At 69.1% G+C, this 25,422-nt stretch carries 24 protein-coding genes and 1 pseudogene; 15 read left to right on the top strand and 10 right to left on the bottom strand.

Annotated elements, in window-relative coordinates; genetic code table 11:
• Nucleotides 1–26 precede the first annotated feature (26 nt).
• Both ACO6VK_RS04695 and ACO6VK_RS04690 read right to left on the bottom strand, forming a co-directional pair.
• Complete coding sequence (locus tag ACO6VK_RS04695; RefSeq protein ID WP_422505804.1) at nt 27–2,393, bottom strand: DUF3772 domain-containing protein; 2,367 nt, start codon at nt 2,391–2,393, stop codon at nt 27–29.
• Between the two features lie 152 nt (nt 2,394–2,545).
• Entirely contained in the window at nt 2,546–2,794 is a 249-nt protein-coding gene (locus ACO6VK_RS04690) for a hypothetical protein (RefSeq protein WP_422505788.1), read from the bottom strand.
• Nucleotides 2,795–2,957: 163 nt separating this feature from the next.
• On the opposite strand from ACO6VK_RS04690, the gene ACO6VK_RS04685 reads away from it, so the two are divergent.
• The 3 genes from ACO6VK_RS04685 to ACO6VK_RS04675 all read left to right on the top strand — a co-directional run bounded on the left by ACO6VK_RS04685 (nt 2,958) and on the right by ACO6VK_RS04675 (nt 5,258).
• Nucleotides 2,958–3,452, top strand: coding sequence for a lipocalin family protein (locus ACO6VK_RS04685; protein ID WP_422505787.1), 495 nt, complete (start codon nt 2,958–2,960; stop codon nt 3,450–3,452).
• A gap of 4 nt (nt 3,453–3,456) precedes the next feature.
• Nucleotides 3,457–4,668, top strand: coding sequence for an NAD(P)/FAD-dependent oxidoreductase (locus tag ACO6VK_RS04680; protein WP_422505786.1), 1,212 nt, complete (start codon nt 3,457–3,459; stop codon nt 4,666–4,668).
• Between the two features lie 98 nt (nt 4,669–4,766).
• Nucleotides 4,767–5,258, top strand: a complete 492-nt coding sequence (locus tag ACO6VK_RS04675; protein ID WP_422505785.1) for a hypothetical protein — start codon at nt 4,767–4,769, stop codon at nt 5,256–5,258.
• A 66-nt stretch (nt 5,259–5,324) separates the two neighbouring features.
• Here the strand turns inward: ACO6VK_RS04675 and ACO6VK_RS04670 are convergent, their stop codons facing one another.
• Nucleotides 5,325–5,759: a PepSY domain-containing protein gene (locus ACO6VK_RS04670; RefSeq protein WP_422505784.1), complete on the bottom strand. Its 435-nt coding sequence runs from the start codon at nt 5,757–5,759 to the stop codon at nt 5,325–5,327.
• A gap of 136 nt (nt 5,760–5,895) precedes the next feature.
• Between ACO6VK_RS04670 and ACO6VK_RS04665 the strand changes: the two genes are divergently transcribed.
• From ACO6VK_RS04665 to ACO6VK_RS04655, 3 genes are read left to right on the top strand one after another with little or no spacing between them, the layout of a single operon-like run.
• Nucleotides 5,896–6,195, top strand: a complete 300-nt coding sequence (locus ACO6VK_RS04665; RefSeq protein WP_422505783.1) for a PepSY domain-containing protein — start codon at nt 5,896–5,898, stop codon at nt 6,193–6,195.
• Entirely contained in the window at nt 6,195–6,857 is a 663-nt protein-coding gene (locus ACO6VK_RS04660) for a response regulator transcription factor (protein ID WP_422505782.1), read from the top strand. Before ACO6VK_RS04665 ends, ACO6VK_RS04660 begins: the two co-directional genes overlap by 1 nt.
• The gene (locus ACO6VK_RS04655) at nt 6,854–8,176 is read left to right on the top strand and encodes a sensor histidine kinase (protein WP_422505781.1); all 1,323 of its coding nucleotides are present in this window, start codon (nt 6,854–6,856) and stop codon (nt 8,174–8,176) included. The genes ACO6VK_RS04660 and ACO6VK_RS04655 overlap by 4 nt, the downstream gene beginning before the upstream one ends.
• Before the next feature lie 25 nt (nt 8,177–8,201).
• Here ACO6VK_RS04655 and ACO6VK_RS04650 read toward each other — a convergent pair whose 3' ends face one another.
• Both ACO6VK_RS04650 and speA read right to left on the bottom strand, forming a co-directional pair.
• Nucleotides 8,202–8,525 carry a DUF6122 family protein gene (locus ACO6VK_RS04650; protein ID WP_017355133.1) on the bottom strand — a complete coding sequence of 108 codons (324 nt, stop codon included), beginning with the start codon at nt 8,523–8,525 and terminating at the stop codon, nt 8,202–8,204.
• A gap of 43 nt (nt 8,526–8,568) precedes the next feature.
• On the bottom strand, nt 8,569–10,458 hold the full coding sequence (speA, locus tag ACO6VK_RS04645) for an arginine decarboxylase (protein ID WP_017355132.1): 1,890 nt from the start codon (nt 10,456–10,458) through the stop codon (nt 8,569–8,571).
• Nucleotides 10,459–10,647: 189 nt separating this feature from the next.
• Here speA and speE point away from each other — a divergent pair, with 189 nt between their 5' ends.
• A complete protein-coding gene (speE, locus tag ACO6VK_RS04640; RefSeq protein ID WP_422505780.1) occupies nt 10,648–11,502 on the top strand; it encodes a polyamine aminopropyltransferase in 855 nt (284 codons plus the stop codon).
• A gap of 125 nt (nt 11,503–11,627) precedes the next feature.
• Here the strand turns inward: speE and ACO6VK_RS04635 are convergent, their stop codons facing one another.
• Complete coding sequence (locus ACO6VK_RS04635; protein WP_422505779.1) at nt 11,628–12,533, bottom strand: aspartyl/asparaginyl beta-hydroxylase domain-containing protein; 906 nt, start codon at nt 12,531–12,533, stop codon at nt 11,628–11,630.
• 215 nt (nt 12,534–12,748) lie between these two features.
• On the opposite strand from ACO6VK_RS04635, the gene ACO6VK_RS04630 reads away from it, so the two are divergent.
• A complete protein-coding gene (locus tag ACO6VK_RS04630) occupies nt 12,749–13,699 on the top strand; it encodes an alpha/beta hydrolase (protein ID WP_422505778.1) in 951 nt (316 codons plus the stop codon).
• Between the two features lie 206 nt (nt 13,700–13,905).
• Entirely contained in the window at nt 13,906–14,556 is a 651-nt protein-coding gene (locus ACO6VK_RS04625; RefSeq protein ID WP_422505777.1) for an RIO1 family regulatory kinase/ATPase, read from the top strand.
• 39 nt (nt 14,557–14,595) lie between these two features.
• Here the strand turns inward: ACO6VK_RS04625 and ACO6VK_RS04620 are convergent, their stop codons facing one another.
• Nucleotides 14,596–14,934, bottom strand: a complete 339-nt coding sequence (locus tag ACO6VK_RS04620) for a P-II family nitrogen regulator (RefSeq protein WP_017355128.1) — start codon at nt 14,932–14,934, stop codon at nt 14,596–14,598.
• A gap of 126 nt (nt 14,935–15,060) precedes the next feature.
• Between ACO6VK_RS04620 and ubiK the strand changes: the two genes are divergently transcribed.
• Nucleotides 15,061–15,321, top strand: a complete 261-nt coding sequence (gene ubiK, locus ACO6VK_RS04615) for a ubiquinone biosynthesis accessory factor UbiK (RefSeq protein ID WP_411852469.1) — start codon at nt 15,061–15,063, stop codon at nt 15,319–15,321.
• A 102-nt stretch (nt 15,322–15,423) separates the two neighbouring features.
• On the top strand, nt 15,424–16,929 hold the full coding sequence (locus tag ACO6VK_RS04610; protein WP_422505776.1) for a YifB family Mg chelatase-like AAA ATPase: 1,506 nt from the start codon (nt 15,424–15,426) through the stop codon (nt 16,927–16,929).
• Between the two features lie 282 nt (nt 16,930–17,211).
• On the opposite strand, the pseudogene ACO6VK_RS04605 reads toward ACO6VK_RS04610, so the two are convergent.
• Nucleotides 17,212–17,439: pseudogene (locus tag ACO6VK_RS04605) on the bottom strand (CD225/dispanin family protein); the annotation flags it as partial.
• Nucleotides 17,440–17,472: 33 nt separating this feature from the next.
• Nucleotides 17,473–18,660 (bottom strand): hypothetical protein, encoded by a 1,188-nt coding sequence (locus ACO6VK_RS04600; protein WP_422505775.1) that lies wholly within the window; start codon nt 18,658–18,660, stop codon nt 17,473–17,475.
• A 211-nt stretch (nt 18,661–18,871) separates the two neighbouring features.
• Here ACO6VK_RS04600 and ACO6VK_RS04595 point away from each other — a divergent pair, with 211 nt between their 5' ends.
• Complete coding sequence (locus tag ACO6VK_RS04595; protein WP_422505774.1) at nt 18,872–19,543, top strand: VOC family protein; 672 nt, start codon at nt 18,872–18,874, stop codon at nt 19,541–19,543.
• 65 nt (nt 19,544–19,608) lie between these two features.
• Here ACO6VK_RS04595 and ACO6VK_RS04590 read toward each other — a convergent pair whose 3' ends face one another.
• Nucleotides 19,609–19,740, bottom strand: coding sequence for a hypothetical protein (locus ACO6VK_RS04590; RefSeq protein WP_422505773.1), 132 nt, complete (start codon nt 19,738–19,740; stop codon nt 19,609–19,611).
• Between the two features lie 450 nt (nt 19,741–20,190).
• Here ACO6VK_RS04590 and ACO6VK_RS04585 point away from each other — a divergent pair, with 450 nt between their 5' ends.
• From ACO6VK_RS04585 to ACO6VK_RS04575, 3 genes are all read left to right on the top strand, one after another.
• Nucleotides 20,191–20,790 carry a restriction endonuclease subunit S gene (locus tag ACO6VK_RS04585; RefSeq protein WP_422505772.1) on the top strand — a complete coding sequence of 200 codons (600 nt, stop codon included), beginning with the start codon at nt 20,191–20,193 and terminating at the stop codon, nt 20,788–20,790.
• Nucleotides 20,787–22,301: an N-6 DNA methylase gene (locus ACO6VK_RS04580; protein ID WP_422505771.1), complete on the top strand. Its 1,515-nt coding sequence runs from the start codon at nt 20,787–20,789 to the stop codon at nt 22,299–22,301. The genes ACO6VK_RS04585 and ACO6VK_RS04580 overlap by 4 nt, the downstream gene beginning before the upstream one ends.
• A gap of 247 nt (nt 22,302–22,548) precedes the next feature.
• Nucleotides 22,549–25,422 carry a hypothetical protein gene (locus ACO6VK_RS04575; RefSeq protein WP_422505770.1) on the top strand — a complete coding sequence of 958 codons (2,874 nt, stop codon included), beginning with the start codon at nt 22,549–22,551 and terminating at the stop codon, nt 25,420–25,422.

Here is a 25,422-nt window from a genome sequence, read left to right as displayed (position 1 = left end):
CCGGGGTTGCCGGCCAGCGGCCGGCATTACGGGTCGCGGACCAGGTGGATGTCGGTCGGCGAGGACAGGGCGATGCCGGCAGCGGCAAAGCTCTGCAGCATGTTGAAGTACAGGTCGCTGCGCACCCCGTACACGGCGCGCGGGCCCGATACGTAGGCGAAGCTGTTGATCGCGATCTGGCCGTTGGCGATCGAATCGATGAACACCGACGGCGCCGGATCGGCCAGCACCGCCACATGCGCGGCATAGGCATCCAGCAGGATCTGGCGTACCGCAGCCACATCGGTGCTCAGCGGCACCGAGAACTGGATCTGGATGCGCCCCTGCGCATTGCCCATCGTCATGTTGCGGATGGTCTTGGTGATCAGCTCGGAGTTGGGCACGATCAGGGTGGATTTGTCGCCGACCTGGATTTCGGTCGAGCGCACGCTGATCCGCTTGATGTCGCCTTCCTGATCACCCAGCTTGACCCAGTCGCCGATCTTGACCGGTCGCTCGGCCAGCAGGATCAGGCCGGAGACGAAGTTCTGGGTGATCGCCTGCAGACCGAAGCCGATACCCACCGACAACGCGCTGACCACCAGCGCCAGCTTCTCGAACCCGATGCCCAGCGCGGTCAGGCCCCACAACACCGCGGCGATGATGCCGAGGTAGCGGGTGACGGTGCTGATGGAATTGCGCGCGCCCGCGTCCAGCTCGGTCTTCGGCAGGTAGGTCTCGGTGAGCCAGCGCTGGAACGCCTGCATGACCGCCCACACCACCAGGAACACCAGCAGCGCATACACCACGCTGCTGGGCTTGAGCGTGGTTTCGCCGATCTTCAAGCCGCCCGACAGCGCATCCAGCCCGCCGTAGAACGCATTGAGGTTGCCGAACGGCACCGCCAGCGCCAGCACCGCCAGCAGGATCACGCCGATGCGCAGTACCGCCGAGAGCAGCACGCCGGCCTGCTCCACCCGCGCCTCGCTCAGCCCGGTGGTCAGCACGATGCTCTGGCCGACCCGGCTGCTGGGCGACAGCATCGTGGTGGCCAGGTCATCGGCGAACTTCAGCAGCAGCGAGGCCGCCAGCAGCACCACCGCACCCCAGACCAGCTGCTGGGCCACGAACAGCGCGAAGTTGAGGTAGCCCAGCAGGGTCGCGATGACGGCCGCAGCCACCACCACATGCCCGGCCACGCGGGCCAGTACGATCCAGCCGCTCCTGCGCGGCACTCCCTTGGGCTTGCCATCGGCCTTGGTCTTGCCATCGCCTTCCTGCGCCTCCAGCTTGGCGGCGGCCTCGGCGGCCTGGCGGCGGTGCAACCGCGCCAGCGACACCAGGATGGCGATGATCAGCGCCATGTAGGTGATGGCCACCAGCCCGTCCACCGCAACGGTGGTGATCTCGCTGGTGCGCGAGGCGCGGTTGATCTCCACCAGCAGGATGCCGATGAAGGTCAGCCCTGCCGCGCCCCAGGCGTACTTGCGCAGCCGCCACGCGGCGCTGTCGTCGAGTGCCAGCAACCGCCATGACGGTCGTTTGGGTACCAGCAGGCAGGCGCTCAGCGCGGTGATGAAGGCGGCCACGAAGGTGGCCACCTGGAAGTACAGCGCCAACTGCTGCAGGCGCGGCGGAATCGCGCCGATCGACTCGAGCGAGGCCACCAGCACCACCGCCGCGAACCCCGGCAGCAGCGTTCCCACCGCCAGCAGCCACACCGCCAGCCCGGAGCGGCGCAGACGGCCGTCCGGCGCCCGCTCGGACGCGGCATAGCGGCGGCCCAGCGCGCGCAGCCACAGGCGCAGCGGGAAGAACATCAGCAGCGCCAGCACCAGCCCGGTCAGCGGCGCCCCCCAGCCATGCTCGGCGATGGCCTTGCGCGCGGTGGTCTCGCCCTGCCGGTACAGCAGCACCAGGCGGTGGATGTCGGCCGGCACATGGGTAGCGAACTGCCGCCACAGCGAGGGCGACAGCGGTGAATTGACCTTGCGCGCCAGCTCCTCGCTGAACTGGGTCACGCGCATCTTCTCGATGTCCGCGCTCAGCTGTTTGGCGTTGTCGGCGAGCAGATTGGCGCGTGCAATGGCCGAGGCGATATCGGCGCGCTGCTGGGTCATGGCCTTGCGCTGCTGGGCGATGTCGCGCGCTTCGGTCGCGCCTTCGGGCACCTCGCCCAGCTGCGCCAGCCGTCCGTCAACCTGCTTCAGCTGCGGGTCGAGCGCGTCGCGGGCGGCCTTCGCATCGCGCTGTACCGCCAGTGCCCGGTCGGACAGCGTCTTGAGCGTGTCCAGGGTATCGCCGTCGTCCAGCGAGGCCTGGATCTGCTTGAGATCCTTGTCGGCCTGCGCCAGCTGCGCGATCGGGTCGGGCTCGGCCGGGTCGTCGTTCTGGGCCAGCGCCAGCGGCGCCATGCCCAGCCAGGCCAGCAGCAGCAACCCGGCCAGTGGCCGCGACAGGAAAGAAGGGAAACGGGAAGACAAACCGGCGCACCACGGGCTTCGCGCGGACCACCGCGCCTGCGCGAACTATAAACCCGGCCTCGTTCAGACCGGGTATGCGCGGCTCAGTACTTCAGCCGAAGCTCTTCCACCTGCGGCTGCAGCCGGGCGTACCAGTCCTGGAATTCCTCTTCGGTGATCTCTTCCGGTGCATACACCACGATCGGGTCCCAGGCGTGGTCGGTGGGCAGCGGCTGGCGCGGCCCGGCGCGCAGCGAATAGCTGGTGCCCTGGTGCTCGACCACGTCGTCCACCGTGTCCCAGCGGTCGCGTACGAAGCCGGTTTCGCTCGTCAGCAGAATCACCTGATACATCCGCATGTCCCTCGCTGTGGTCGATCCACAGCATAGCGCCGCGCCACGGGCCGCAGCACCCCACCGCGACAACGCACTGTCTCGACGCCTTCCTCGCCCGGGCTTCACCCGCCCGTGGCGGTGGCGTGGGCATCGTGGAGGCCTCCTCCCTGCCCTGGCCGCGATGAACACCACTGACGACCTCAAGACCGTGCCCAACCTGAAACTGCCGCGCTACCTGGGCACCTGGTACGAAATCGCGCGACTGCCGATGCGGCACGAGCCGGAGGGGTGCACCGACGTCTCGGCGCATTACACGCTGCAGGACAACGGCAACGTGCAGGTCCTCAACCGGTGCCGGATGGACGGCGAGGTCGAGGAAGCCGTCGGCGAGGCGAGCGTCACCGGTGACGACAGCGCGCGGCTGGCGGTCAGTTTCCTGCCCAAGGGCCTGCGCTGGCTGCCATTCACCAAAGGCGACTACTGGGTGATCCAGATCGCGCCGGACTACAGCGTGTCGCTGGTCGGCAGCCCGGACCGCAAGTTCCTCTGGCTGCTGGCGCGCACGCCCACCCTGGACCGCACCGTGCAGGACCACTACCTGGCCTATGCACGGCAGCAGGGCTTCGATCTCACCGACCTGATCCAGACGCCGCACACCGGCCATCCCACGGCCTGAGCGCATGGACCTGAAAAGCGGGTATCCGTTCTGGGCCGTCCGCAACGGCCTGATGCACGCCTTTCCCCCGTTGCGCGAGGATCTGCGCTGCGGCGTACTGGTGGTGGGCGGCGGCATCAGCGGCGCACTGATCGCCGACGAGCTGTGCGCGCACGGCCACGACGTGGCCGTGATCGAGCAGCGCGACATCGGCTGGGGCAGCACGGCGGCCAGCACGGCGCTGCTGCAGTACGAAATCGACACCCACCTGATCGACCTCGCCCGCCGCTACGGCGAAAACGCGGGCGTGCAGGCCTACCAGGCGTGCGCCGAGGCCATTCCCGCGCTGCGCGCGGTGGCTGCGGCCTTCCGCGACGTGGACAGCCATGCGATGCACAGCCTGTACTACGCCAGCAAACGCCGCCACCGCGCGGTGCTGCACGAGGAATACGACCTGCGTCTGCGGCACGGCTTCGACGTGCGCTGGCTGGACGCGGACGACGTGCTTGACGGGTTCGGCATCCAGGCCCCGGGCGCGATCCTGAGCCGCCTTGCCGCCCGGGTCGACCCCTACCGACTCACCTACCGGCTGCTCACCCGCCTGCAGCAGCGCGGCTGTGCGGTCCACGATCGCACCGTGCTCGACACCCTGACGCCGACCTCGCGCGGCGTCGATGCGCGCACCGTGGACGGCATGCGGATCCGCTGCGGGCATGTGGTCCTGGCCACCGGCTATGCCGGCCAGCGCTGGCTGGACGCCTCGGTGGCGCGCAACCGCAGCAGCTACGCCTTCATCACCGACCCGATCGATCCGGCGCTGCTTGGCCCACTGCGCGACACGATGGTGTGGGAGTCCGCCCGCCCGTACCTGTACATGCGCACCACCGGCGACCACCGTCTGCTGGTCGGCGGCGAGGACGACGCAGTGGACATACCCGCTCGCCGCGACCGCCGCGTGGTCGCCAAGGCCGGCACCCTGCTCAAGCAGGTGGCCCGGCTGTTCCCGCACCTGCCGCTGCAGCCGGCGTTTTCCTGGGCTGGCACCTTTGCCGAAACCCCGGACGGGCTGCCGTACTTCGGTCCGCACCCGCAGTGGGGACCGCGGGTCCAGTTCGCGATGGCCTACGGCGGCAACGGCATTACCTACTCGATGATCGGCGCCGGGCTGCTGCGGGCGCGGATCGAGCGCCGGCGGCATCCACTGGCGGCGCTGTTCGGATTCGACCGCCTCGGCTGAGTTCCCCTTGCAACTGGCGGCATGACAGGCATCATTCAAGAAACGGCTGCTAGCGTCAGCGCTGTCGGCCGTCCCGCCTGTCCGCCCCGGAGCTTCCCATGATCCGCCTGCTTCCCCTGCTGCTGTGCCTGTCCATGCCCGGCGTGGCGTTGGCCCAGTCCGCTGCAGGCGCCACCGGCCCGCAGTCGGCCACCGGCCTGGACCTGACCATCCCCGACCAGCCGCTGCAGTACCTGGGCGACCCGTCGCTGCGCGGCGATCCGCCGGGCACCTTCTACGGCGACAAGAGCGGCCGCCGGGTCAGCGAGCGCGCCGGCAACGGCATCGCCGAGGTCACCGACGACAAGCTGCGGGTCAACGGCAGCTTCACCACCGGGATCGGCTACGCGAAGAACTACGGCAACACGCATTTCAACGCGGCCGAACTCAACCTCAGCAAGAACTACACCAACGATGAAGGCAAGACCCGCGGGGTCAACCTCAACATCCAGGTGAGCGAGGGCAAGGGGCCGGGCTTCTTTGGTCCGTATGGCGGGTACGGCTACGGGCGCGGCCCGGGCTACTGGGACCCGCCGCCGATCGGCTGGTAAGCCGGCCAGCGGCACCGACATCCACGGCCGGGGAAACCCGGCCGTTGTCGTTTTCGCCGTGCGCGGTCAGTCCCACCAGCCGTCGCGACGGCTCGACAGCACGCGGCCGTCGTAGCCGCTCATGCGCACGTCCACGCGCTGGTTGCGGGCGTTGCGGGCTTCCAGCGTCCAGGTGGCGCCCTCGCGTTCGAACGACTCGATCTTCTGGAAGCCGGCCTTGCCGGCCAGCGCGAGGATCTGCCCGGCATCGAGCACGGTGCGCCCCCCGCGGGCATCGAAGATCTCGCCATTGGACGGATCGACGATCACTTCGTCGACGGTGCCGTCGGCGCGGGTGACGTCGGCTTCCCAGACGCCGTCCTCGCGATCCAGCTCATGCACCTGCGTGTAGCCGGCCGCACGCAGCTTGGCCTGCACATCGGCAGCGGTCAGATCGGCGGCGAAGGCCGGGGCGGAGAACAGGGCCGCGGTCAGGGCGGCAGTCAGCATCGGAATGTTCATGGGGGGCTCCAGGGGTGACCGGGCGATTCCGGCACCGCCAGTCTGGCAAGCGGGCCTAACCGCACCATGAGACCGGTTGTTAGACAGCGTTTAGACACGCACCGTATACCGTATGCATCCCCCACGATCATTGACCATGTCTGCCCTGTCGCTGCTGTTGCCGCTGTTGCTTGGTATCGCCCCGCAGGACCCCGCGCGGGTGCTCGACGGCGGCGCGCGCCAGCAGGACGCAGTACGCCAGGCGGTTCGCCAGGGCCGGTATGTGCCGCTGGAGCAGGTCGTCGCCGACGCGCTGCGCCGCTATCCGGGCAAACTGGTGGAAGTGGACCTGGACGATGACCGCTACGAGATCGAGATCCTTGGCGCCAACGGCGTGGTGATGGAGCTCGACTATGATGCGCGCAGCGGTCGCCTGCTGAAGATGGAAGAAGACTGATGCGGATCCTGCTTGCCGAGGACGACGCCCTGCTCGCCAGCCGCCTGCAGCGCCTGCTGGAGGACGCCGGCTACGTGGTGCTGCACAGCGCCGACGGCCGCGCCGTGGAAGAGCTGGGGCAGATCGAGGACGTTGCCGCGGCGGTGGTCGATCTCGGCCTGCCCGGCCTGGACGGCCTGAGCGTGATCGAGCGCTGGCGCCAGGCCGGCCAGGGATTCCCGGTGCTGGTACTGACCGCGCGGGCCCGCTGGCACGACAAGCTGGCCGGTTTCGACGCCGGCGCCGATGACTACCTGACCAAGCCGTTCCAACCCGAGGAGCTGCTGCTGCGCCTGCGCGCCCTGATCCGCCGCAGCGCCGGCCACGCCAGCCCGCGCCTGCAGTGCGGGCCGCTGCTGCTGGACGTCAATGCCGGCCGCTTCGAGCTGGATGGCGAACTGCTGCACCTGAGCCCGCAGGAGCACCGCATCCTCAGCTACTTCATGCATCACCCCGACATCGTGATCAGTCGGTCGCGCCTGGGCGAACACGTCTACGAAGCAGGCTTCGACCCCGACTCGAACACGCTGGACGTGCTGATCGGGCGGATCCGCCGCAAGCTCGGCGCCGAGCTGATCCACACCCACCGTGGGCAGGGGTTCCGGCTGTCGGCCGCGCCATGACCGGTTCGCTGCGCACGCGCCTGCTGCTCGCCGGAGGACTGGGGCTGGTGCTGGTCTCGGCGGTGGCCACCTGGTGGCTGGGCGCGATGTTCGAGCGTTCGGCGCGCGCGGCGATGGACCAGCGCCTGGGCAACGAACTGATCGCGGTGCTGGCACTGGCCGAAAGCGACGCGCAGGGCGGCCTGCAGCTGCGTCGGGCGCTGTCGGACGAGCGCTACCAGCGGGTGTTCTCCGGTACCTACTGGCAGGTGCAGGATGCCAAGGGCCAGCCGCTGGGCCAGTCGCGCTCGCTGTGGGACGACACCCTGCTGACGCCCGCCACGCTGCGGACCGGCCCGGCACAGGCCTACGACACCACCGGGCCGTTGCAGCAGCCGCTGCGCGCCCTGGCGCAGCAGGTGACGTTGCCGCGCATGGCCACACCGCTGAAGGTGGTGGTGGCCACCGACCGCAGTGAACTCGACGCCCAGGTCAGCGCGTTCCGGCAGCGCACCGCGCTGGCCCTGGCGGTGCTGATCGCGCTGTGGTTCGCGGTGCTGGTCACCCAGGTGCACTACGGCCTGCGACCGCTGGCAGAGCTTGGCCGCATCGCCGGGCAGGTGCGCAACGGCGAACAGGTGCGCTTCCCGCAGCAGGGTCTGGTCAAGGAAGTCGCGCCGCTGGCGGCGCAGCTCAATGATCTGCTCGACCACCATGCACGCATGGTGCTGCGCGCGCGCCGCAGCGCCGAGGATCTCGCCCACGCCCTGAAGACCCCGTTGACCGTGCTCGCCACCGAAGCCGAGAGCGATGGCAGCGACTGGCGGCAGACCCTGCGCAGCGAAACCGCGCGCATGCAGGCCAGCATTGAGCGTTACCTGGCCGCCGGCATCGGCGCGGACAGCCAGCAGCGCACGCCGGTAGCGCCGGTGCTGGCCAGCCTGTGCGGGCTGATGCAGCGCGTGCACGTCGGGCGCGAGGTGTCCTTCCACTACGATCCGGACGCGCAGGGCCTGTTTGCCGGCGCGCGCGAAGACCTGGAGGAAATGCTCGGCAACCTGCTCGACAACGCCGGCAAATGGGCCGCGCACCGGGTTGAGGTGACCGTGGCGCACGTCGGCAACCGCATGCGCATCGACGTGAACGACGACGGCAGTGGCCTGCCCGAGGAAGACCTGACGCGCGCGCTCGGCCGTGGCGTGCGCCTGGATGAGCGCGCGCCCGGCAGCGGCCTGGGCCTGGCGATCGTGGCCGATATCGCCGAAAGCTACGGCGGTACGCTGGTACTGCGCAATGGACACCTCGGCCTGCGCGCAACGTTGACGCTGCCCGCCGGCTGAGCGATGGGGTGCGCCCCCTCTACCCTCACCTGCCGGCGTGCATCCACCAGCAGTCGATGGCATCCAGCACGATGTGCACGATCAACCCGATGCCGAACAACCGCGTCTTCTTCGGCACGCACAACCCCGCATACACGGCGATCGCCGGCGCGGTGTGCAGCGGGTGGAAGCCGATGCTGCAGCGGTTGGGGGCGTAGATCGGGTCGGCCAGCAGGTGGTCCAGGTCGATGATCCAGCCCAGCAGCAGCAACAGCCATGCCGACGCGAACCGCTTGCGCCAGAACAGCCACGCCAGCAGCGCCGGCACCGCGGCATGCAGCAACAGGTGAATGATGGCGCGGCTGCTCATCGCGCCGCCGCGCCACGCATCAAGGTGCGGTCGACCGCGCCGATCAGACCAGCGGCTCGTCGGACAGGTAGGTGTAGCCGGTCAGACCCGCTTCCAGCGCATCGGACAGCTCCTGCGCACGCGCCGGCGACAGGTTCGCCGCCGCCACGCGCGCGGCATAGCTCGCGCGCAGATCGGCCAGGCTGTAGCCCACGTAGTCCAGCATCACATCGGTGGTATCGCCGCGGCGCTGCTGGGTGATGGCGTAGCCATCGGCATCGGCCAGCACTTCCACCGCGTCGGTGTCGCCGAACAGGTTGTGGATGTCGCCCAGAATCTCCTGGTACGCACCGACCATGAAGAAGCCGATGCGGTAGCTCTCGCCCGGGTTCATCGCGTGCAGCGGCAGCGAGCTGTCCAGGCTCTCGTTCTCGACATAGGTCTTGACCATGCCGTCCGAATCGCAGGTCATGTCGGCGATGATGCCGCGACGTGCCGGCTGCTCGTTCAGGCGCTCGATCGGCACGATCGGGAACACCTGGTCGATCGCCCACGCATCGGGGATCGACTCGAACACGCTGAAGTTGACGAAGTACTTGTCGACCAGGCGCTCGTTCAGTTCGTCCAGCGCCGGGCGATGGCTCTTCTCGTCATAGCTCAGACGCGCGCGCACGGCATGGGCGATGGCATAGAACAGGTCGTCGATGCGCGCACGCTGCGGCAGGTCGATCTGGCCCAGCGCATAGCTGGACAGGCCTTCGGCATGGAAATGCTGGGCTTCCTGGAACAGTTCCACCGCCGGACGCTCGTCGAGCTCGGCATGGATCTCGCGCAGGTGGCGGATCGCCGCCGGTTCGTCATCGTGCTGGTCCGGCACGCGGCCTTCCTGCGCTTCCTCCACCTCGGACACGTTGGCGATCAGCACCGCGTGGTGCGCGGTCATCGCGCGGCCACACTCGGTGACGATGCGCGGCGGGGTCAGGCCGTGTTCTTCGCAGGCATTGGCCAGCGGCTGCACGATGTTGCTGGCGTAGGAGTTCAGCCCGTAGTTGATCGAGCAAAAGCTGCGCGAGCGGGTGCCTTCGTAATCCACGCCCAGGCCGCCGCCCACGTCCACGTGGGTGATCTTCGCGCCCAGGCGCGACAGCTCCACGAAGTAGCGGGTGGCCTCGCGCATGCCGTTGGCGATGTCGCGCACGTTGGAGATCTGCGAGCCCATGTGGAAATGCAGCAGGCTCAGGCAGTCGGCGTACTCGGTGTCGCGCAGCGACTTCCACAGGTCCAGCAGCTGGCGCGGGGACAGGCCGAACTTGGCCTTGTCGCCGCCACTGTTCTGCCACTTGCCCGCACCCAGCGAGGCCAGCCGCATGCGCACGCCCAGGCCCGGCTTGACGTCCAGCGCCTTGGATTCCTCCAGCACCAGCTTCAGCTCGGACGGCTTCTCGATCACGATGAAGGTCTGCAGGCCCAGCTTGCGGCCGATCAGGGCCAGGCGGATGTACTCGCGGTCCTTGTAGCCGTTGCAGACGATCAGCCCGCCCGGGCGCGACAGCGCCAGCACGGCCATCAGTTCCGGCTTGCTGCCCGCTTCCAGGCCGAAGCCCTCACCGTGGTGGCTGGCCAGGGTGCCGGCCACGCCGCGGTGCTGGTTGACCTTGATCGGGTACACGGCCGTATAGCCGCCCGGGTACTCCCAATCGGCCTGGGCCTGCGCGAAGGCGGCCTGCAGCTTGCCCAGGCGCTGGCCCAGGATGTCCGGGAAGCGCACCAGCAGCGGCAGCTTGGCGCCGGCCTCGCGGGCGGCGTCGACGATTTTCGGCAAGGACACCACCGGGCCGTCCTGGCCAGTCGGTCTCACCACCATGTGTCCTGCCTGATCCACGTCGAAGTAGCCATCCGCCCAATGCGGAATCGAGTAGGTCTTGCGGGCTTGGTCGAGGGACCAATCGGTCATTTCAGTGGGCCTGGTTGGTAAAAAAGGGGGTGCATGATAACGCCTATATGGCGACAGCTCCGTTATCATGCGCGCCCGCGCCCGTGCCCAGGTCAGAACCTGAACAGGCCGACCCGTCCGGATGTGGCTAGTGCCACGCGGCTCCCGCCGCCCGCCCGGCTCCAACTCCCCGAACAGGACCGTTTCTCCATGACTGACAACAACAACTGGTACATCGAGCACTTCGAGCGCACCGGCTCGGCCATCGGCTACCGCCTGACCGGCAAGCTGGACGAAGTGCAGTCGCCGTTCCAGAAGATCGAGATCTTCGCGACCACCGACTGGGGCAACCTGATGACCATCGATGGCGCCATCATGCTGACCAGCAAGGACAACTTCTTCTATCACGAGATGATCAGCCACCCGGTGCTGTTCACCCACGCCGCGCCCAAGCGCGTGGTGATCATCGGCGGCGGCGACTGCGGCACCTTGCGCGAGGTGCTCAAGCACCCGGGCGTGGAGAGCGTGACCCAGTGCGACATCGACGAGCAGGTCACCGTCATGGCCCGCAAGCACTTCCCGGAACTGTGCGAGTCCAACGACGACCCGCGCGCCGAGCTGATGTTCGACGACGGCGTGGCCTACATGGCCAACTGCCCGGCCGGCAGCGTGGACGTGGTGATCGTCGATTCCACCGATCCGGTGGGCCCGGGCGAAGGCCTGTTCAACAAGGCGTTCTACGAGAGCTGCTTCAAGGCGCTCAAGGACGACGGCATCCTGGTGCAGCAGTCCGAGTCGCCGCTGATGCAGCTGGACCTGATCAACGAAATGCGCACCGAGATGGGCAAGGCCGGCTTCGGTTCGTTCAAGACCCTGCCGTTCCCGCAGCCGTGCTACCCCACCGGCTGGTGGAGCGTGACCCTGGCGCGCAAGGGCCAGAGCAGCTTCGACTTCCGCCAGGCCGATTCGGCCTCCAAGTCGTTCGACACCCTGTACTACACCGCCGCGCTGCACACCGGCGTGCTGGTCACCCCGCCGTTCGTGGCGGCAGCCCTCAAGGGCTGATCGAAGGCGTGCCGACCAACGGTCGGCACCTACCGGTATGTGATGCGGCAACAAAAAACCCGCGCTGGCAACAGCGCGGGTTTTGTTTGTTCCGGTAGTGCCGGCCGCTGGCCGGCAACCGCAGCTCAGATCGCCCAGATCCCGGCAATCACCGCCACCACCAGACCCCACTTGATCACCTGGTAGGCCACCACGCTGCGCTCGCGCAGCGCCTTGGCCTTCAGCCGCACCTTGTAGACGCCGCCAAAGGCCTTGTTGACGCCACCGGTCGGATCGCCCGGCAGGTTGGGCGAGGCGCCACCGGCCAGCAGCGTGGACGCCACCGCACGGTTGAACAGGCCCGGCAGGCCGAAGCGCAGCGGACGGGCGATATCGCAGAACAGGATCACCCGGTCGTCCGGCGTCTCGTTGTGCGCGTGGTGGATGTAGGTTTCATCGAACATCATCCATTCGCCGTCGCGCCAGCTCTTCCTGATGCCGTCCACTTCGATGTAGCAGGCATCATCGTTCGGCGTCGCCAGGCCCAGGTGCAGGCGCAGGGAGCCGGCGAAGGGATCGCGGTGCGGGCGCAGTTCGCTGCCCGACGGCAGCTGGGCGAACATCGCCGCGCGCACATCCGGCAACGACTCCAGCAATGCGGTGGTCTTCGGGCACAGCGTCTTCGCCGACGGGTGCGACGGGCCGTACCACTTCAGGTAGAAGCGCTTCCAGCCACGGCGGAAGAACGAGTTGAAGCCGGCATCGTTGAACGTGCTCGACGCGGCGATCTTGTCCGCATCGCGCAGCGCCAGCGCTTCGTCGCGGATCATCTGCCAGTTCTGGCGCAGCGGTTCGAGCTGCGGGAACTCCTTGCCCGGGTCCAGGAACGGCGTGGTCGGCACCTTGGAGAACATGTACATGATCACGTTGATCGGGGCCATGAAGCTGGAGTGGTCCAGCAGCTGGCGCGACCAGCGCGCACGCACCTTGCCGCGGTAATGGATGTACAGCACGCAGGCGATGAACAGCACTGCCAGCACGATCTTGATCATCAGTCTTCCTCCGGCGGGGCCGGACCTGAAATGGGGAAACGGTGCACGGGAGAATCCGGCACCGGCAAGGCGGCAGGGGGCGGGGACGTGCCGTGGAGGGGCGGCCGCCAATGTCGCGATCAACAGCGTATGGTCCGCAGCGCCTGCGTCGGGGTCAAGCGGGCAGCGACTCAGGTTCAGCGTGACGGGGGCAAACGGAGCCCTAGACTAGGCCGATGCCCCACGCCGCCGCCGATCCGTATCCGCCCCTGAGCCAGGCCTATCAGGGCTTTTTCGACCCGGTGGCTGGCACGCGCGCGCCCCGCGCCGTGTGCGTCGCAGGGCCGGCGGGTCCGCTGTGGCTGGATCGGCATGGACCGGCCGATGCCGACCTGACCGTCGTGCTGATTCATGGCGCCGGCGGCTACGGGCGGATGTTCGCGCCGCTGGCCCAGCGTCTGGCCGTGGCCGGCCACGAGGTACTGGCGCCGGACCTGCCCGGCTATGGCCTCAGCCGTGGACACTGGACGCAGGTGGACTACGCCGCATGGAAGCGCACGCTGCTGGCGCTGATCGAGGCCGAACATGCGCAACGCCCGCGCCCCGTGGTGCTGCTGGGCGCCAGCATCGGCGGCTACCTGGCCTATCTGGTGGCGGCCGAATCGCCCCACGTGCGCGGACTGGTCGCCACCACCCTGGCCGATCCCCGCGACCGTCAGGTGCAGGCGGCCCTGGTGCGACGCCCGTGGATGCGGGCGCTATTGCCTGCCCTGCGTCCGCTCAGCCGGGTCACCCGTGGTCTGCGCGTGCCGGTGCGCTGGTTCACCCACATGGACCGCATGTCCCGCGACCCCGCACTGACCGCACTGGTCTGCGGCGACCCGCTCGGCGGCGGCAACCGCGTGCCGCTGGGCCTGTTGGCGTCCCTGTTCGACACCGTCCCGGCGCTCGAGCCGGAGCAGTTTGATCGCTGCCCGGTGCTGATGGTCCACCCGGACTGCGATGCCTGGACGCCGGTGCGGATCAGCGACCGCTTCTACGCGCGTCTCGCCACGCCACGCCAGCGGGTGCTGCTGGAGCAGTGCGGGCATTTCCCCATCGAACAGCCGGGGGTAGACCAGCTGCGCGACGCACTGCTGCCGTTCCTGGCACGCATCGCCCGATCAACGGACGCTGCAACCGCCTGATTCATAAGGGAACAGCGCGAACTGAGACATCTTTGTCCGATTCTGCGTGACGAACTGTTCCACGTCCGCCTACGACATTTCTCCGACAAACGCTGGATTGGTGTACTCGCGAGTACTAAAATTAACGAAATCTTTAGTTCTCGCCTTAGAAAGCAGCACCGGTACGCCTGACGCATTGCGCCGACCGCCGGGTCGCCCAGACCCCCATGAACAATTTCGTTTCCCCGTGTGTCGATGACACCGCCCCCGCCGAGCTGCTCAAGCGCGGCGAACGCCTTCTCGAACCCGACGTCTACCGCACCTGCCTCAACGGCCAGCCGGCGGTGGTCAAGGACTACACCCGTTACCGCGGCACCCCGCTGTCGCTGCTGGCGCGCCTGCTGGTGCGCCGTGAAGCCCGCATCCTGCAGCGCCTGAGCGGCTGGAAGCACGCACCGGCCCTGCTCGGCACCATCGGTGGCCTGGCACTGGGCATGGAGTTCATTCCCGGCCAGACCCTCAGCGCCGCCCAGTCCGTGGGCGCGGAGGTGTTTGAACAGCTGCAGTACGCACTCGGCCGCCTGCACGCGGCCGGCATCACCCACAACGACCTGCACGGCACCAATGTGATGGTCAGCGGGGGCGTGCCGGTCCTGGTCGACTTCACCTCGGCCTGGCGCAGCCCGCGCTGGTTGCCGGTGCACCCGGTCTCCCGCCAGCTGCGCCGCAGCGACATGAAGAACCTGCTGAAGATGCGCCAGCGCCTGACCGGCCTGACGCCCACGCCCTCGCAGGCCGCGCTGGTGGCCGACCCGCGCTGGGTGGCCAGCCTGCGTCGGGGCTGGAAGCGCTTCTATCGCTGGTTCAAGGCGGCCTGAGGGGCGGGGCAGCGCCCCGCATTACGGGGCTGCCGGGCGTTACAGCGCGTCTGCATCGAGCTCGCCGGTGCGGATGCGCACCACGCTGCCGAGGTCATAGACGAACACCTTGCCGTCGCCGATCTTGCCGGTGCCTGCCGCCTTGACGATGGCCTCGACCACCTCGTCGACCTGACCGTCGGTGACCGCCACTTCGATCTTCACCTTCGGCAGGAAATCGACCACGTATTCGGCGCCGCGGTACAGCTCGGTATGGCCCTTCTGCCGCCCGAAGCCTTTGACTTCGGTCACCGTGATCCCGGTGACGCCGCGCTCGGCCAGCGCTTCGCGCACGTCGTCGAGCTTGAATGGCTTGACCACCGCCATGACCATCTTCATCTTCTGGGCTCCTGTATTTCCGGCGAGCGAGGATAACGCCTGTCCGCCGGTGAACGCGATGCACCGTCATCGGTGCCGGCGCCGCCGTGGCGGATTATCCTTAGCGTATACCCCGCGGAGCACAGCATGATCGACCTCAACCACCTGGATGACCTGGCCCGCCGCCTGAGCGACATGGTCCCGCCGGGCCTGCGTCAGTCGCGCGAGGAACTGCAGGCCACGTTCAAGACCGCCCTGCAGGCTGGGCTAGGCAAGCTGGACCTGGTCACCCGCGAGGAATTCGACGTCCAGCGCGCCGTGCTGCTGAAAACGCGCGAGAAGCTGGAGGCGCTGGAAAAGGTCGTGGCCGAACTGGAAGCACGCGACCCGGCACCGCCCGCCGCCTGAGCCCGCGCGCTTGCCTACCGCCGGGTGCGGCAAGCGCTGATGGAACACACCGGCACGCACCGCCATTGTGGGCGGCATGGCCGATGACCCGAACGCACGCAGATGAGCCTGGCCCTGGTGCACAGCCGCGCCCGGGCCGGCGTCAACGCGCCTGCGGTGCGCATCGAAGTGATGCTAACCGGTGGGTTGCCGCATACCCAGATCGTCGGGCTGCCGGCCGCCGCCGTACGTGAATCGCGCGACCGCGTGCGCGCCGCGCTGCTCTGCGCCCAGTTCGAGTTCCCGCAGCGGCGCATCACCATCAACCTGGCACCGGCCGACCTGCCCAAGGAAGGGGGGCGTTTCGATCTCGCCATCGCGCTGGGCATCCTCGCCGCCAGCGGGCAGATAGATCCACGCACGCTGGACGGCCATGAGTTTCTCGGCGAACTCGCGCTGACCGGCGAACTGCGCGGTGTCGACGGCGTGCTGCCCGCCGCGCTTGCCGCCGCCGCCGAGCAACGCGCCCTGGTGGTCGCGCCGGCCAACGCCGCCGAGGCTGCCCTCGCCGCGCATGCCGATGTGCGCGTCGCCCGCACCCTGCTTGAAGTCTGCGCCGGCCTCGATGGCCGCTCGCTGCCCGCCGCGACCGTCGCCTTCGCGCCCGCACCGGCCAGCGCCGACCTGCGTGACGTGCGCGGGCAGCACCAGGCACGCCGCGCGCTCGAGGTCGCCGCCGCCGGCGCCCACCACCTGTTGCTGCTCGGCACACCCGGCTGCGGCAAGACCCTGCTGGCCTCGCGGCTTCCCGGCATCCTGCCACCGCCCAGCGACGCCGACGCGCTGGAAACCGCCACCGTGGCCTCGTGCAGCGCCCACGGCATCGACCCGGCACGCTGGCGCGAGCGCCCGTTCCGCGCGCCGCACCACACCGCCAGCGCGGTGTCGCTGGTGGGCGGCGGCTCGCATCCGCGCCCGGGCGAAATCTCACTCGCGCACAACGGTGTGCTGTTCCTCGACGAACTGCCCGAGTGGAGCCGCCATGCGCTGGAAGTGCTGCGCGAGCCGCTGGAGTCGGGGCACGTCGTGGTCACCCGCGCCGCGCGCAGCGAGTGTTTTCCGGCACGCTTCCAGCTCATCGCCGCGATGAACCCCTGCCCCTGCGGCTGGGCCGGCGACCGCAGTGGCCGCTGCCGCTGCAGCGCCGACGCCATCGCCCGCTATCGCGGCCGCGTGTCCGGCCCGCTATTGGATCGCATCGACCTGCACGTGGATGTGCCACGGCTGGAACCGCGCGCGATGCGCGACGACGCGCCGGCCGGCGAAGACAGCGCCAGCGTGCGCGCACGCGTGATCGCCGCACGCGACGTGCAGCTCGCGCGCGGCGGCATGCCCAACGCACAGCTGCCACCGGCATTGCTCGCCACCCACTGCCGGCTGGACAGTGCGGACCAGGACCTGCTCGAAGACGCCGTCGAACGCCTGCAGCTCTCGGCCCGCTCGATGCACCGCATCCTGCGCGTGGCACGGACGATCGCGGATCTGGAGGACAGTGCCGCCATCACCCGCGCACACCTGGCCGAGGCTATCGGCTACCGGCAGCTGGATCGGCAGGGGACGGGCACGTGACAACCTGTTTGGCGCCGGAATCACAGTTCTCGGCCAATGCCAGGCGCTTGCCCACCCAGTAGCCGGCAACAACCAGGCACCACGCCAAGGCTACAACCCCCACCACAAGGTAGTGCCGTTTGCTCTTCATCCGCTGAATCCCCCTGTGTCCTGCGACCGAGAATAGCGCCACCTTCCGGTGAACGTGAGGCCGGGGACCCATCATCGCAGCGGAACATCACTCCACCGATGGCCTGCCGCATACCAGCCGCTGGTTCGGCAGAGCGCGTCATCTCGCGCAGCTCAGGCGAATGCGCGCGTCAGCAATCCATATGCAATGAGCACCACCAGCAGTGCCGGTATCGTCAGCAGCGAGGCGATCGACCAGCGCAGCGCCTTGCGCGACGATGCGCTGGCCTGCTCCACATTGCCGGCCAGGAACTGCGACGACACGCGGCAGGCATGGACGGTGGCCACGATACCCAGCGGGAAGAAGCCCACGAGGATGCCGAGGATGGCCAACATAATGTAGTCCTTCGGTGGGGCGGTCGAGGTGGGCTTCTGCTACCCCACAAACCGCATCAGCCGCTGCAGATCCTTCTGGTGCACGGTCAGCGCATCCAGGAACAGGTTCGCCACGGCCTGGGTATCGCGCCCGCGCGCGCTGGCCTCGCGCTGCAGCGTACGCGCAACGGCACGCACGTCGGGTGGCACCCGGGCGGTGTCCTGGGCGGCGATGCGCGCACCGGCCACCAGCCAACAGGCCACGTGCGTCGCCCATGCCGCGTTCAAGCCGGCAACGATGCCGGGGTGGCGTGCCTCGTTGCCCAGCCCGAGGTTGAACACGGCCACGCCGTCTTCGCCTTCGGGCAGCGGCACCCACGAATCCGAACGCCCCAGGTGCATCGAACTGGGGGCCAGGCCATTGGCGTGCAGGAACGTGCTGCAGCCGAAGCACGACGCCAGCTTGTGCGTGTTCCTGCCCAGCCCAAGTTCAAACGGACGCCCGTCGGGGAAGTTGCACCGCACCTGTGCCACCGCCCAGACCATGCCGTGGCAGTAGCCGCAGACATGCCCTTCGCCGTCCCACGCCGCGATGCGCGACGCGGTTTCGGTCGAACCGGCCTGCTTGGGCAGTTGCCGGGCCTGTTCGAGCGTCCAGGCCGGGTCGTCGTAGTGGATCAGACCATGCCCGGGCACGCGGCGGTTCCAGCGGCCGCCTTCGTCCGCATACGGAATCAACCGGCGCACCGAGCTGATCACCAGGGGGTTGGTGTTGTCGGGATGATCGACGATGCCGTAGTACGCCCCGAACTCGGCGTCGAGGTTCTGTTCCATCAGCGGATCGTTGTCCAGCAGTTCGGTGATGCGCTGCTCCACCTCGGGCGTCCACTGGATCTGGCGCCGCGCCTGCCGTGCCGCATCGTCGCCGTGCGGGCGCGAGACGGCGGCGATGGCGATCTGGCGGCGTGCCGGTTCGTAGCGGGGACTCTGGCCGACCCGCACCGTGTCGGTCTGGATGCCGGTCAGCGCCACCAGCCGCTCCAGCACGCCCTGCAGTGCCTGGATGCCCTGCTCCACCTGCGCGGGCGGATCGGCCGGGTCCACGTCCCAGCACAGCACCACGCCCTGCTGCAGCGCGTCGCGCAGGAAACCAAGGAACACGCAGCCGAAGATCACGTCCGACTCCAACCTTGCCTGCGCTGCGTCGTCCGCCGCCAGCCCCAACGGCCTGCCATCGATGATGCCCATCTCGCCCCCTCCTCTGGTGAACAGGGCAGGACGCGCTGCATCCTCAAGGGGTGGGGATGCAGCGCGCCTGCACCGCACTGCGCGAGGCACATGCGGCAGGCACAGCGTGGCAGCACGTGGCAGGCACCGCGTTGCCGGATGTTGCAGCGCTTTGACCGCGGGTACCGGTCTGCGCTGGACACGCAGGCGATGCGCGTCGCACTCTGTCCCCATGCGCATCCAACATCTCCTGCTGCCTGTTTCCGATCCTGGCACCGTCGCCACCTACTTCCGCACCGTGCTGGAACTGGAGGCCGGTGCAGACCAGGTCCGTATCGGCTGGAGCACGCTGCAGCTCGAACCCGCCGGCGCGCGGCCGGTGGGCGGGGTGCATCTGGCCTTCACCGTGCCGCACAATCGCTTCGCCGCGGCCACCACCTGGCTGGATGCACGCGCGCAGCGGCAGCGCGATGCCGAGGGCCGCGAGCACTTCGACTTTGGCGGCAGCTGGGATGCCGAGTCGATCTACTTCACCGGCCCGGATGGGCTGATTCTGGAACTGATCGCGCGGCGCCGCCTGCCCGCATCGGAGCGCACCGGCGCCTTCCACGGCAGCGAGATGACCTGCATCAGCGAGGTCGGGCTGCCGGCTGCCGCGGTAGCGGCCACGCAGGCGCAGGTGGAGGCCGCCTTCGGGCTTGCACCGCTGTCCACGCCCACACCGCACTTCGCGCCGCTCGGCGATGACGAAGGCCTGTTGATCGTGGTGGATGCCACCCGCCGCTGGTTTCCGGAGCAGCGCGCGCTGCCCAATGCGCAGGGAATCCAGGTGCGCCTTGGCGGCGTCACAGCGGGGGCGATGCTGCGCGATGCCGCGCTCGGCTGGCAGGTCCACAGCGCGTGACACCGCCCTGAAACACGAAGCCCCGCATCACGCGGGGCTTCGCTGGCGGGCATGGCCGGCCGGCATCACTCTTCTTCGTCCTGCCAACCCTGCTGCTGGTTCTGGTTGCGCTGCTGCTGTTCCTGCTGTTGCTGCTGCTGTTGATCGCGCCCGCGTTCCTGGTTCTGCTGCGGGTTCTGATTGCGCTGCTGTGCCATGTCGGGTCTCCGGAGGCCGCCGGCGGAATGCCGGGGTCGGTGACATGCTGTGCAGGGAGAGGTTAACGGTGCGTGGCCGTTTTCATACAACCGCGTAAATTCGCCCACCGGCACTCCACCAAACGCCGGAAACCTTTGCGCCACAGGGCACACCCGTGCCTCATGACACCTCGCCATGTCGTCATGCACCGCGTCGCGCGGGTGCTGAACAGGGGGATGGGTGCCCCGCCCGCGCCTGACGGGCGCCCACCTGCTGCGCAGCCGCGTGACTTCAATTGATGGTGTATTTGGCGAAGCACAGATTCAGAGATGAAACTGTTGAAAGTCGCGCCCGGCTCCTGCGAGCTTCATCGCAGTTCCGACACTCCACTAGAAACAAACATGCACCATTCGAACTGGTGCACTCGCGCGTGTTGACGGTCTCGAGCGGCCCACGCGATGGTGTACGCCATGCACGCCGTCACCTCCCGCCACCTGCTCGGCACTGTCGCCACCGTCCGCCAGGGGCACCCCTTCCGCGGCGCCATCCGTGCCGTTGCGGAAGGCGACGTGCAGGTGATCCAGCTGAAGGATCTGGCCGCAGATGCACTGCGCCCCGATGCGCCACTCCTGCGTACTGTACTGCGTGCCCGCAAGACACCGGACTGGGTGCGCGACCAGGACATCCTGATCGCCGGTCGCGGCAACCATCCGCTGGCCATGCTGCTGCGCGACCCTCAGCCTGCGACGCTGTGCAGCCCCCATCTGTATGTGATCCGGGTCGAGCATCCGCAGGTGCTGCTGCCGGCATTCCTGGCCTGGCAGCTCAACCAGCCGCCTGCCCAGCACTACCTGCGCCGGCAGTCGGCCGGATCACGGCAGCAGAGCATCCGCCGCAGCGTGCTGGACGTGCTGCCGGTGCAGGTCCCGCCCCTGATCCAGCAACAGCGGGTCCTGGCCCTGGCACGTCGTGTGCGCGATGAACAGGACTGCCTGGAAGCCCTGATCCGCAACCGTCAGCAACAACTTGCCGCCGTTGCCGAGCGGATGCTCAACGGAGCCGTCGCGTGAGCACGACCGCTCCTGCCCGTGGCACCGGTACGCATGCCACGCTCGCCGCATTGACCGCCGCCTGCGACACGCTTGCCGGCGCCCCCGACAGGCAGGCCAGCGTCCACCTGGTGCTGGCCCTGCTGGTCCTGAAGATCGCCAGCGACAGCCAGGCGTTTGCCCGCGATCCTGCAACCAGCGCGTTGTCGGCGTTGAGCTGGGAGCCGCTGTCGCCCGGTGCCCAGCAGCTCGAGGTGCCCATCGATGCGCGCTTCGAGCGGCTGCATCGGCAACGGTTCGTGGCTGGCAACCGGCACCGCCTGCTCACTGCTCTGGAGCGCCTGGCAGCCGCCAATCCCGCCGCACTCGAGGACGTCCTCGCCCCACTGCGCCTGGAGGACGCGTTGCCTTCCGGCCAGGACCGCCAGGATGCGGCCCTGGCGCACCTGCTGGGCCGCATGGCGGTGCCGGCGCTGGACGCCCAATGCCTGCGCAGCGCCCGCCGCAGGGACATCGGAGCGGCGGTCGATCGCCTTCTGGACCGTGTGGCGGGTGCGCCTTCCCAGACCGCTGACGGGCATGTCCCTGACCCGCTGGCGCATCTGATGGCCGCACTGCTGGACCCCGGCGAGGACGACGCGATCAGCGATCCGGACTGCCGCAGCGGGGCGCTGCTGCTCGCCTGCGCGCACTGGGCGCGCACGCAGCACGGCGCGCGCCGGCATGTGCTGTACGGGCAGGAACGCGACCCGCTGCAATGGGCCCGCACCCGCCTGCGGCTGATGCTGCACGGGGAAGACGCCCACGGCCTGGGGCGCGGCGATCCGCTGGAACAGCCGCCCGCGCGCGGCTGCGTCCCGCAGCACGTCCAGATCTGCCTGTCGCGGCCGGCCTTCTCCCTGCCGTGGAATCCGCCAACGTCGGCGGAAGAAACGCGCCGGCGGTTTGGCCTCGGCGTTCCGCCACGGCAGCGCGGCCACCTGGCCTGGATCCAGCACATGCTGCAGCTGCTGGACCCGCAGCAGGGGCGCATGGCGATCATCGTCCCGCATGGCGTGCTGTTTCGCGGCGGGGAAGAAGCGGCCATCCGTCGGCGGCTGCTCGAGGCGCACGTGCTGGAAACGGTGATCGGCCTGCCCGATCGCCTGTTCGCCGGCCAGCCGGTGGCCACCGCGCTGCTGGTGCTGCGCCGAAAGCGCGACGACACCGATGTGCTGTTCATCGACGCGCGCGTGGCCGCATGCCGTGGCAGTCGTGGCCCGAAGCTGCCGGCCGACCTGGTGGCACGGGTCATCGCCACCTGCCAGCAGCGGGTGGCGGTGCCGGGATTCTCCTACCGTGCGACGGCCGCCGAACTGGCCCGCCATGAGGGGTCGCTGAGCATCGCCCGCTACCTCACCGAGGTCCAGGCGACCGCGCCGATCGATGCCGCCGGGCTGCGCGACGAACGCAGGACGCTGTTCCGCACCCTGGCACAGATCGGCCAGCACATCGATGCGGACCTGCGCGGTCTCGCACATGGGGGGCAGTGACGCACACACGACGCTGCCGCATCTGCACTGCATGCAGTGGTAGTGGCGTAGGGCCTCACCAGGTTCGCGGGTCGCGATGAGCGGCAGATGTATTGATGCGCGCAATCAGGATTCGAGAATCAATCTGGAACCAATTCAGATCAATCACCAGCAGCAGCAGGAATCGGAATGATGCACACAGCGGGCAGGGCGCAGCCTCGTACACACTGCGTCAATGTCGGCTCCCTCTCCTCCCCTCGATACTCTCGTGCAGCGGTCCGCACTGGGCTGGCTGCTGCGTCTCGGCTGGCGCTATCTGCCGCGCCGCCGGCTGCATCGGCAGGACGGCGTGGTGCTGATGACGCGGTTGCGCCACTACCTGCAGGGCTTCCGCTTCACCCACGGCGAGAGCGAGTGGCCGTTGTCGGAAACGGCCATCGAGCAGGTGATGGCTACCGTGCTGCGTACCTCCACCACCCACGGTCCACACGGCGCGGCCCGCGATGTGCAGACGCTGCTGCAGGGCACCACCGTGGAAGACACGCTGCCGGATGGCCGGCGCGTCAGCGTCTGCGTGCCGCTGGTGGACTGGACGGATGCAGCCGCCAACTGCTTTGACGTTGGTGCCAACGTACCGCTTGGCCCGCAACCGCCCGGGTCGCCGCGCGTGCTGGAGCTGGTGGCCTACGTCAACGGACTGCCGCTGGCGCTGGTGGCCTGCTGCGGCCGTGATGCGGTCGGGCGCTGGGCACGCGATGACGAGGCCATCGCACGCCACCTGGGTTTCCAGCGCGAGGCCTGCACCGGGCAGCCGTACGTCTTCGCCCAGCTGCTGCTTGCACTGGACCGGCGTGGCGGCCGCTACGCGGCCCCCGGCACCCCAGCGAGCGGCTGGCAACGCTGGCAGGAACGTCCGGCGCGGCCGGTGCGCGCCGGGCGGTTGTACGTGCGCTCCAGTGTGCAGGCGGCGCTGGCACGCGACGGCCTGCACGGCATCAGCGGCGCTGTGCCGCGGGGCGTACATGCGGAGCTGCTGAGCGGGTTGCTGGCGCCAGCCCGCTTGCTGGGACTGTTGCGCTGCTTCACCCACGCCGGGCCCGACGGCCGGCGGCACATCGCGCACGCTGGCCAGTTCGGCGCCGTGCAGGCGATGCTCTCGCAGCTGCGTACCGGCGATGCCCGCGGGCGCCGCAATGGCGGCCAGGTCTGCCTGTCCAGCGGCAGTGGCCTGCGGCTGACCGCACACTGGCTGCTGGAGGCCCTGCAACAGGACCCGCACCTGCGCAGCTGCCGGGTACTGCATGTCACCAACGGCGCGGCGGTCCGCGTGGACCAGCGAAAAAGCACGGCGTGGCCCGCACCACCCCGGGTCGGGGCGAAAACGCTGGCGCGTTTCCTGCGTGGCGATGAGCACGGGCCGGTCAGTGCCAGTGTGCGCCAGGTCCTGCGGGAGCAGCGCGATCTGCCTGCACATGAGGGCGGCCACGATGTCGTGCTGTGGGTGGACGCAGGCGTCTGGTCGGGGCCGCCGGCCGTGCGCGCACAGTTGCGGGCGGCGCTGCCGCGCTCGGCCTGGTTGACCCTGTCATGCCTGCCCGTGGCGATGGCCGTGGACGGCGACACCTCCGGCGAGCTGCTGTACGTCTACAGCGCCGCCGAGGCCGTGGACGACGGCGTGACCGTGCCGGTATTCCATGCAACGCGCGCCGGCGCCGGGTGGGACGCGGCGGCCGATACCCCTGCGGCATGCGCCGCGCGCGCCGATGGGATTGCCGCCGACATCGCCCGGCACCTCATGGAGCAGACCCGCTGCGCCGAGCGCGACCTGCTGGCGCGCCTGATCGTGCGCGATGAACAGCAGCCGGCCTACCACGCCGCACTGCAACGGGCCGGGCGGGAGAGCTGCATTGTGCGCCCCAGTCGCATGAACCCCGTGGAAGAGGCGGCGGTGGAGCTGGTGGCAGTGAACGCGCCACCACCGCCGGCAGGGGCCAGGCATGCGCTGCTGTACGTGGATGCGATGCTGCCGGCACAGGCGCTGGCCGCTGCCATCTCCACCATCAATGCGCCGCACGCGGACAAGCATCACGCGGTAGTGATCGACTACCAGGGCCTGCCGAAGGATGCCGAGCCGCTGGTCGCGGCCGCCACCTCCCTGGGCGTGTGGCCGATGCAGTCCACCGACATCGCCGGCGCCACCCTGCCCCGGCTGCATGCGCGCATGTGCGCGCCGCTCGCAGGCAGCAGCAGCCGGGATTTCCATGCCGCACGCCGTCGGTTGGCACCGGCCCCGGCCGGCATGCCGCCGGACCCGGCCACTGCCCGTTCGCGCCGGCTGTTCCATGAGCGCGTGACCCGGTTCGGCGAAGCGCTGCAGGCCGCGCAGAGCACGTCTGCCGGCACTCCCCGTGTCGATGACGATGCCGATGCCCTCGACAGCACCGATGCGGGCGCTGCCCCCTATCCACGCGACCTGCATTTCTGTTCGGTGCTGCGTGACGCCATCAACGTGGTGGCTCCCGACGATGCCGGCTATACCGCTGCGGACATCCGCATCCGGCATTGGGCGCGTCACCAGGCACCGGAACTACGTGAGCCCCTCATGGACTACGCCACCCTGCGTGAGCTGGAAAACGCGGCCACGCCGCCCGAGGCCGAGCGCGACGCGGTGGCGCTCCTGTACCAGCGCCTGCTGCGGGAGGGCGACCTCGCGCTGGCGGGCGACCCGTACGCCCAGCGGCAGTGGGACGCCGCGCTGACGATGGCGTTGTCCGGTCCTGCGGCCCACAGCCAGCTGCTGGATGTCGCCGCGGCCTGGGCGCAGGACCAGCGCCCCGACCTGCCGGCGGCGCTGCCGCCCGCGCGGGGTATCCGCGCCTGCTACGGCGTGCTGCGGCTGGCCCTGGAGGGCGCCATCGCCGACCCCGAGGCGGCGCCGCTGCTGGCACTGTCCGAAGAACTGGACGCCGTAGTGCAGAAGGTGCGCCGCGACCTGCCACGTCTTCCACACCTGTTCCGGGTGGCGCTGCACCGGTGCGTGCATGCACGCGTGAGCTACCTGGTGGGCCCGGCCGGTGCGGACGCCGTGCTTGCCATCCTGATCGAGGTTGCCCTTACCCTGCCGGCCGACGCCTGGCCGTGA

The sequence above is a fragment of the Stenotrophomonas sp. GZD-301 genome (assembly GCF_049310345.1).
In the GTDB taxonomy this organism is placed as follows: Bacteria; Pseudomonadota; Gammaproteobacteria; order Xanthomonadales; family Xanthomonadaceae; genus Stenotrophomonas.
The sequence above is the reverse complement of the archived record's forward strand: the minus strand, read 5'-3'. Positions and strand labels throughout refer to the sequence as shown.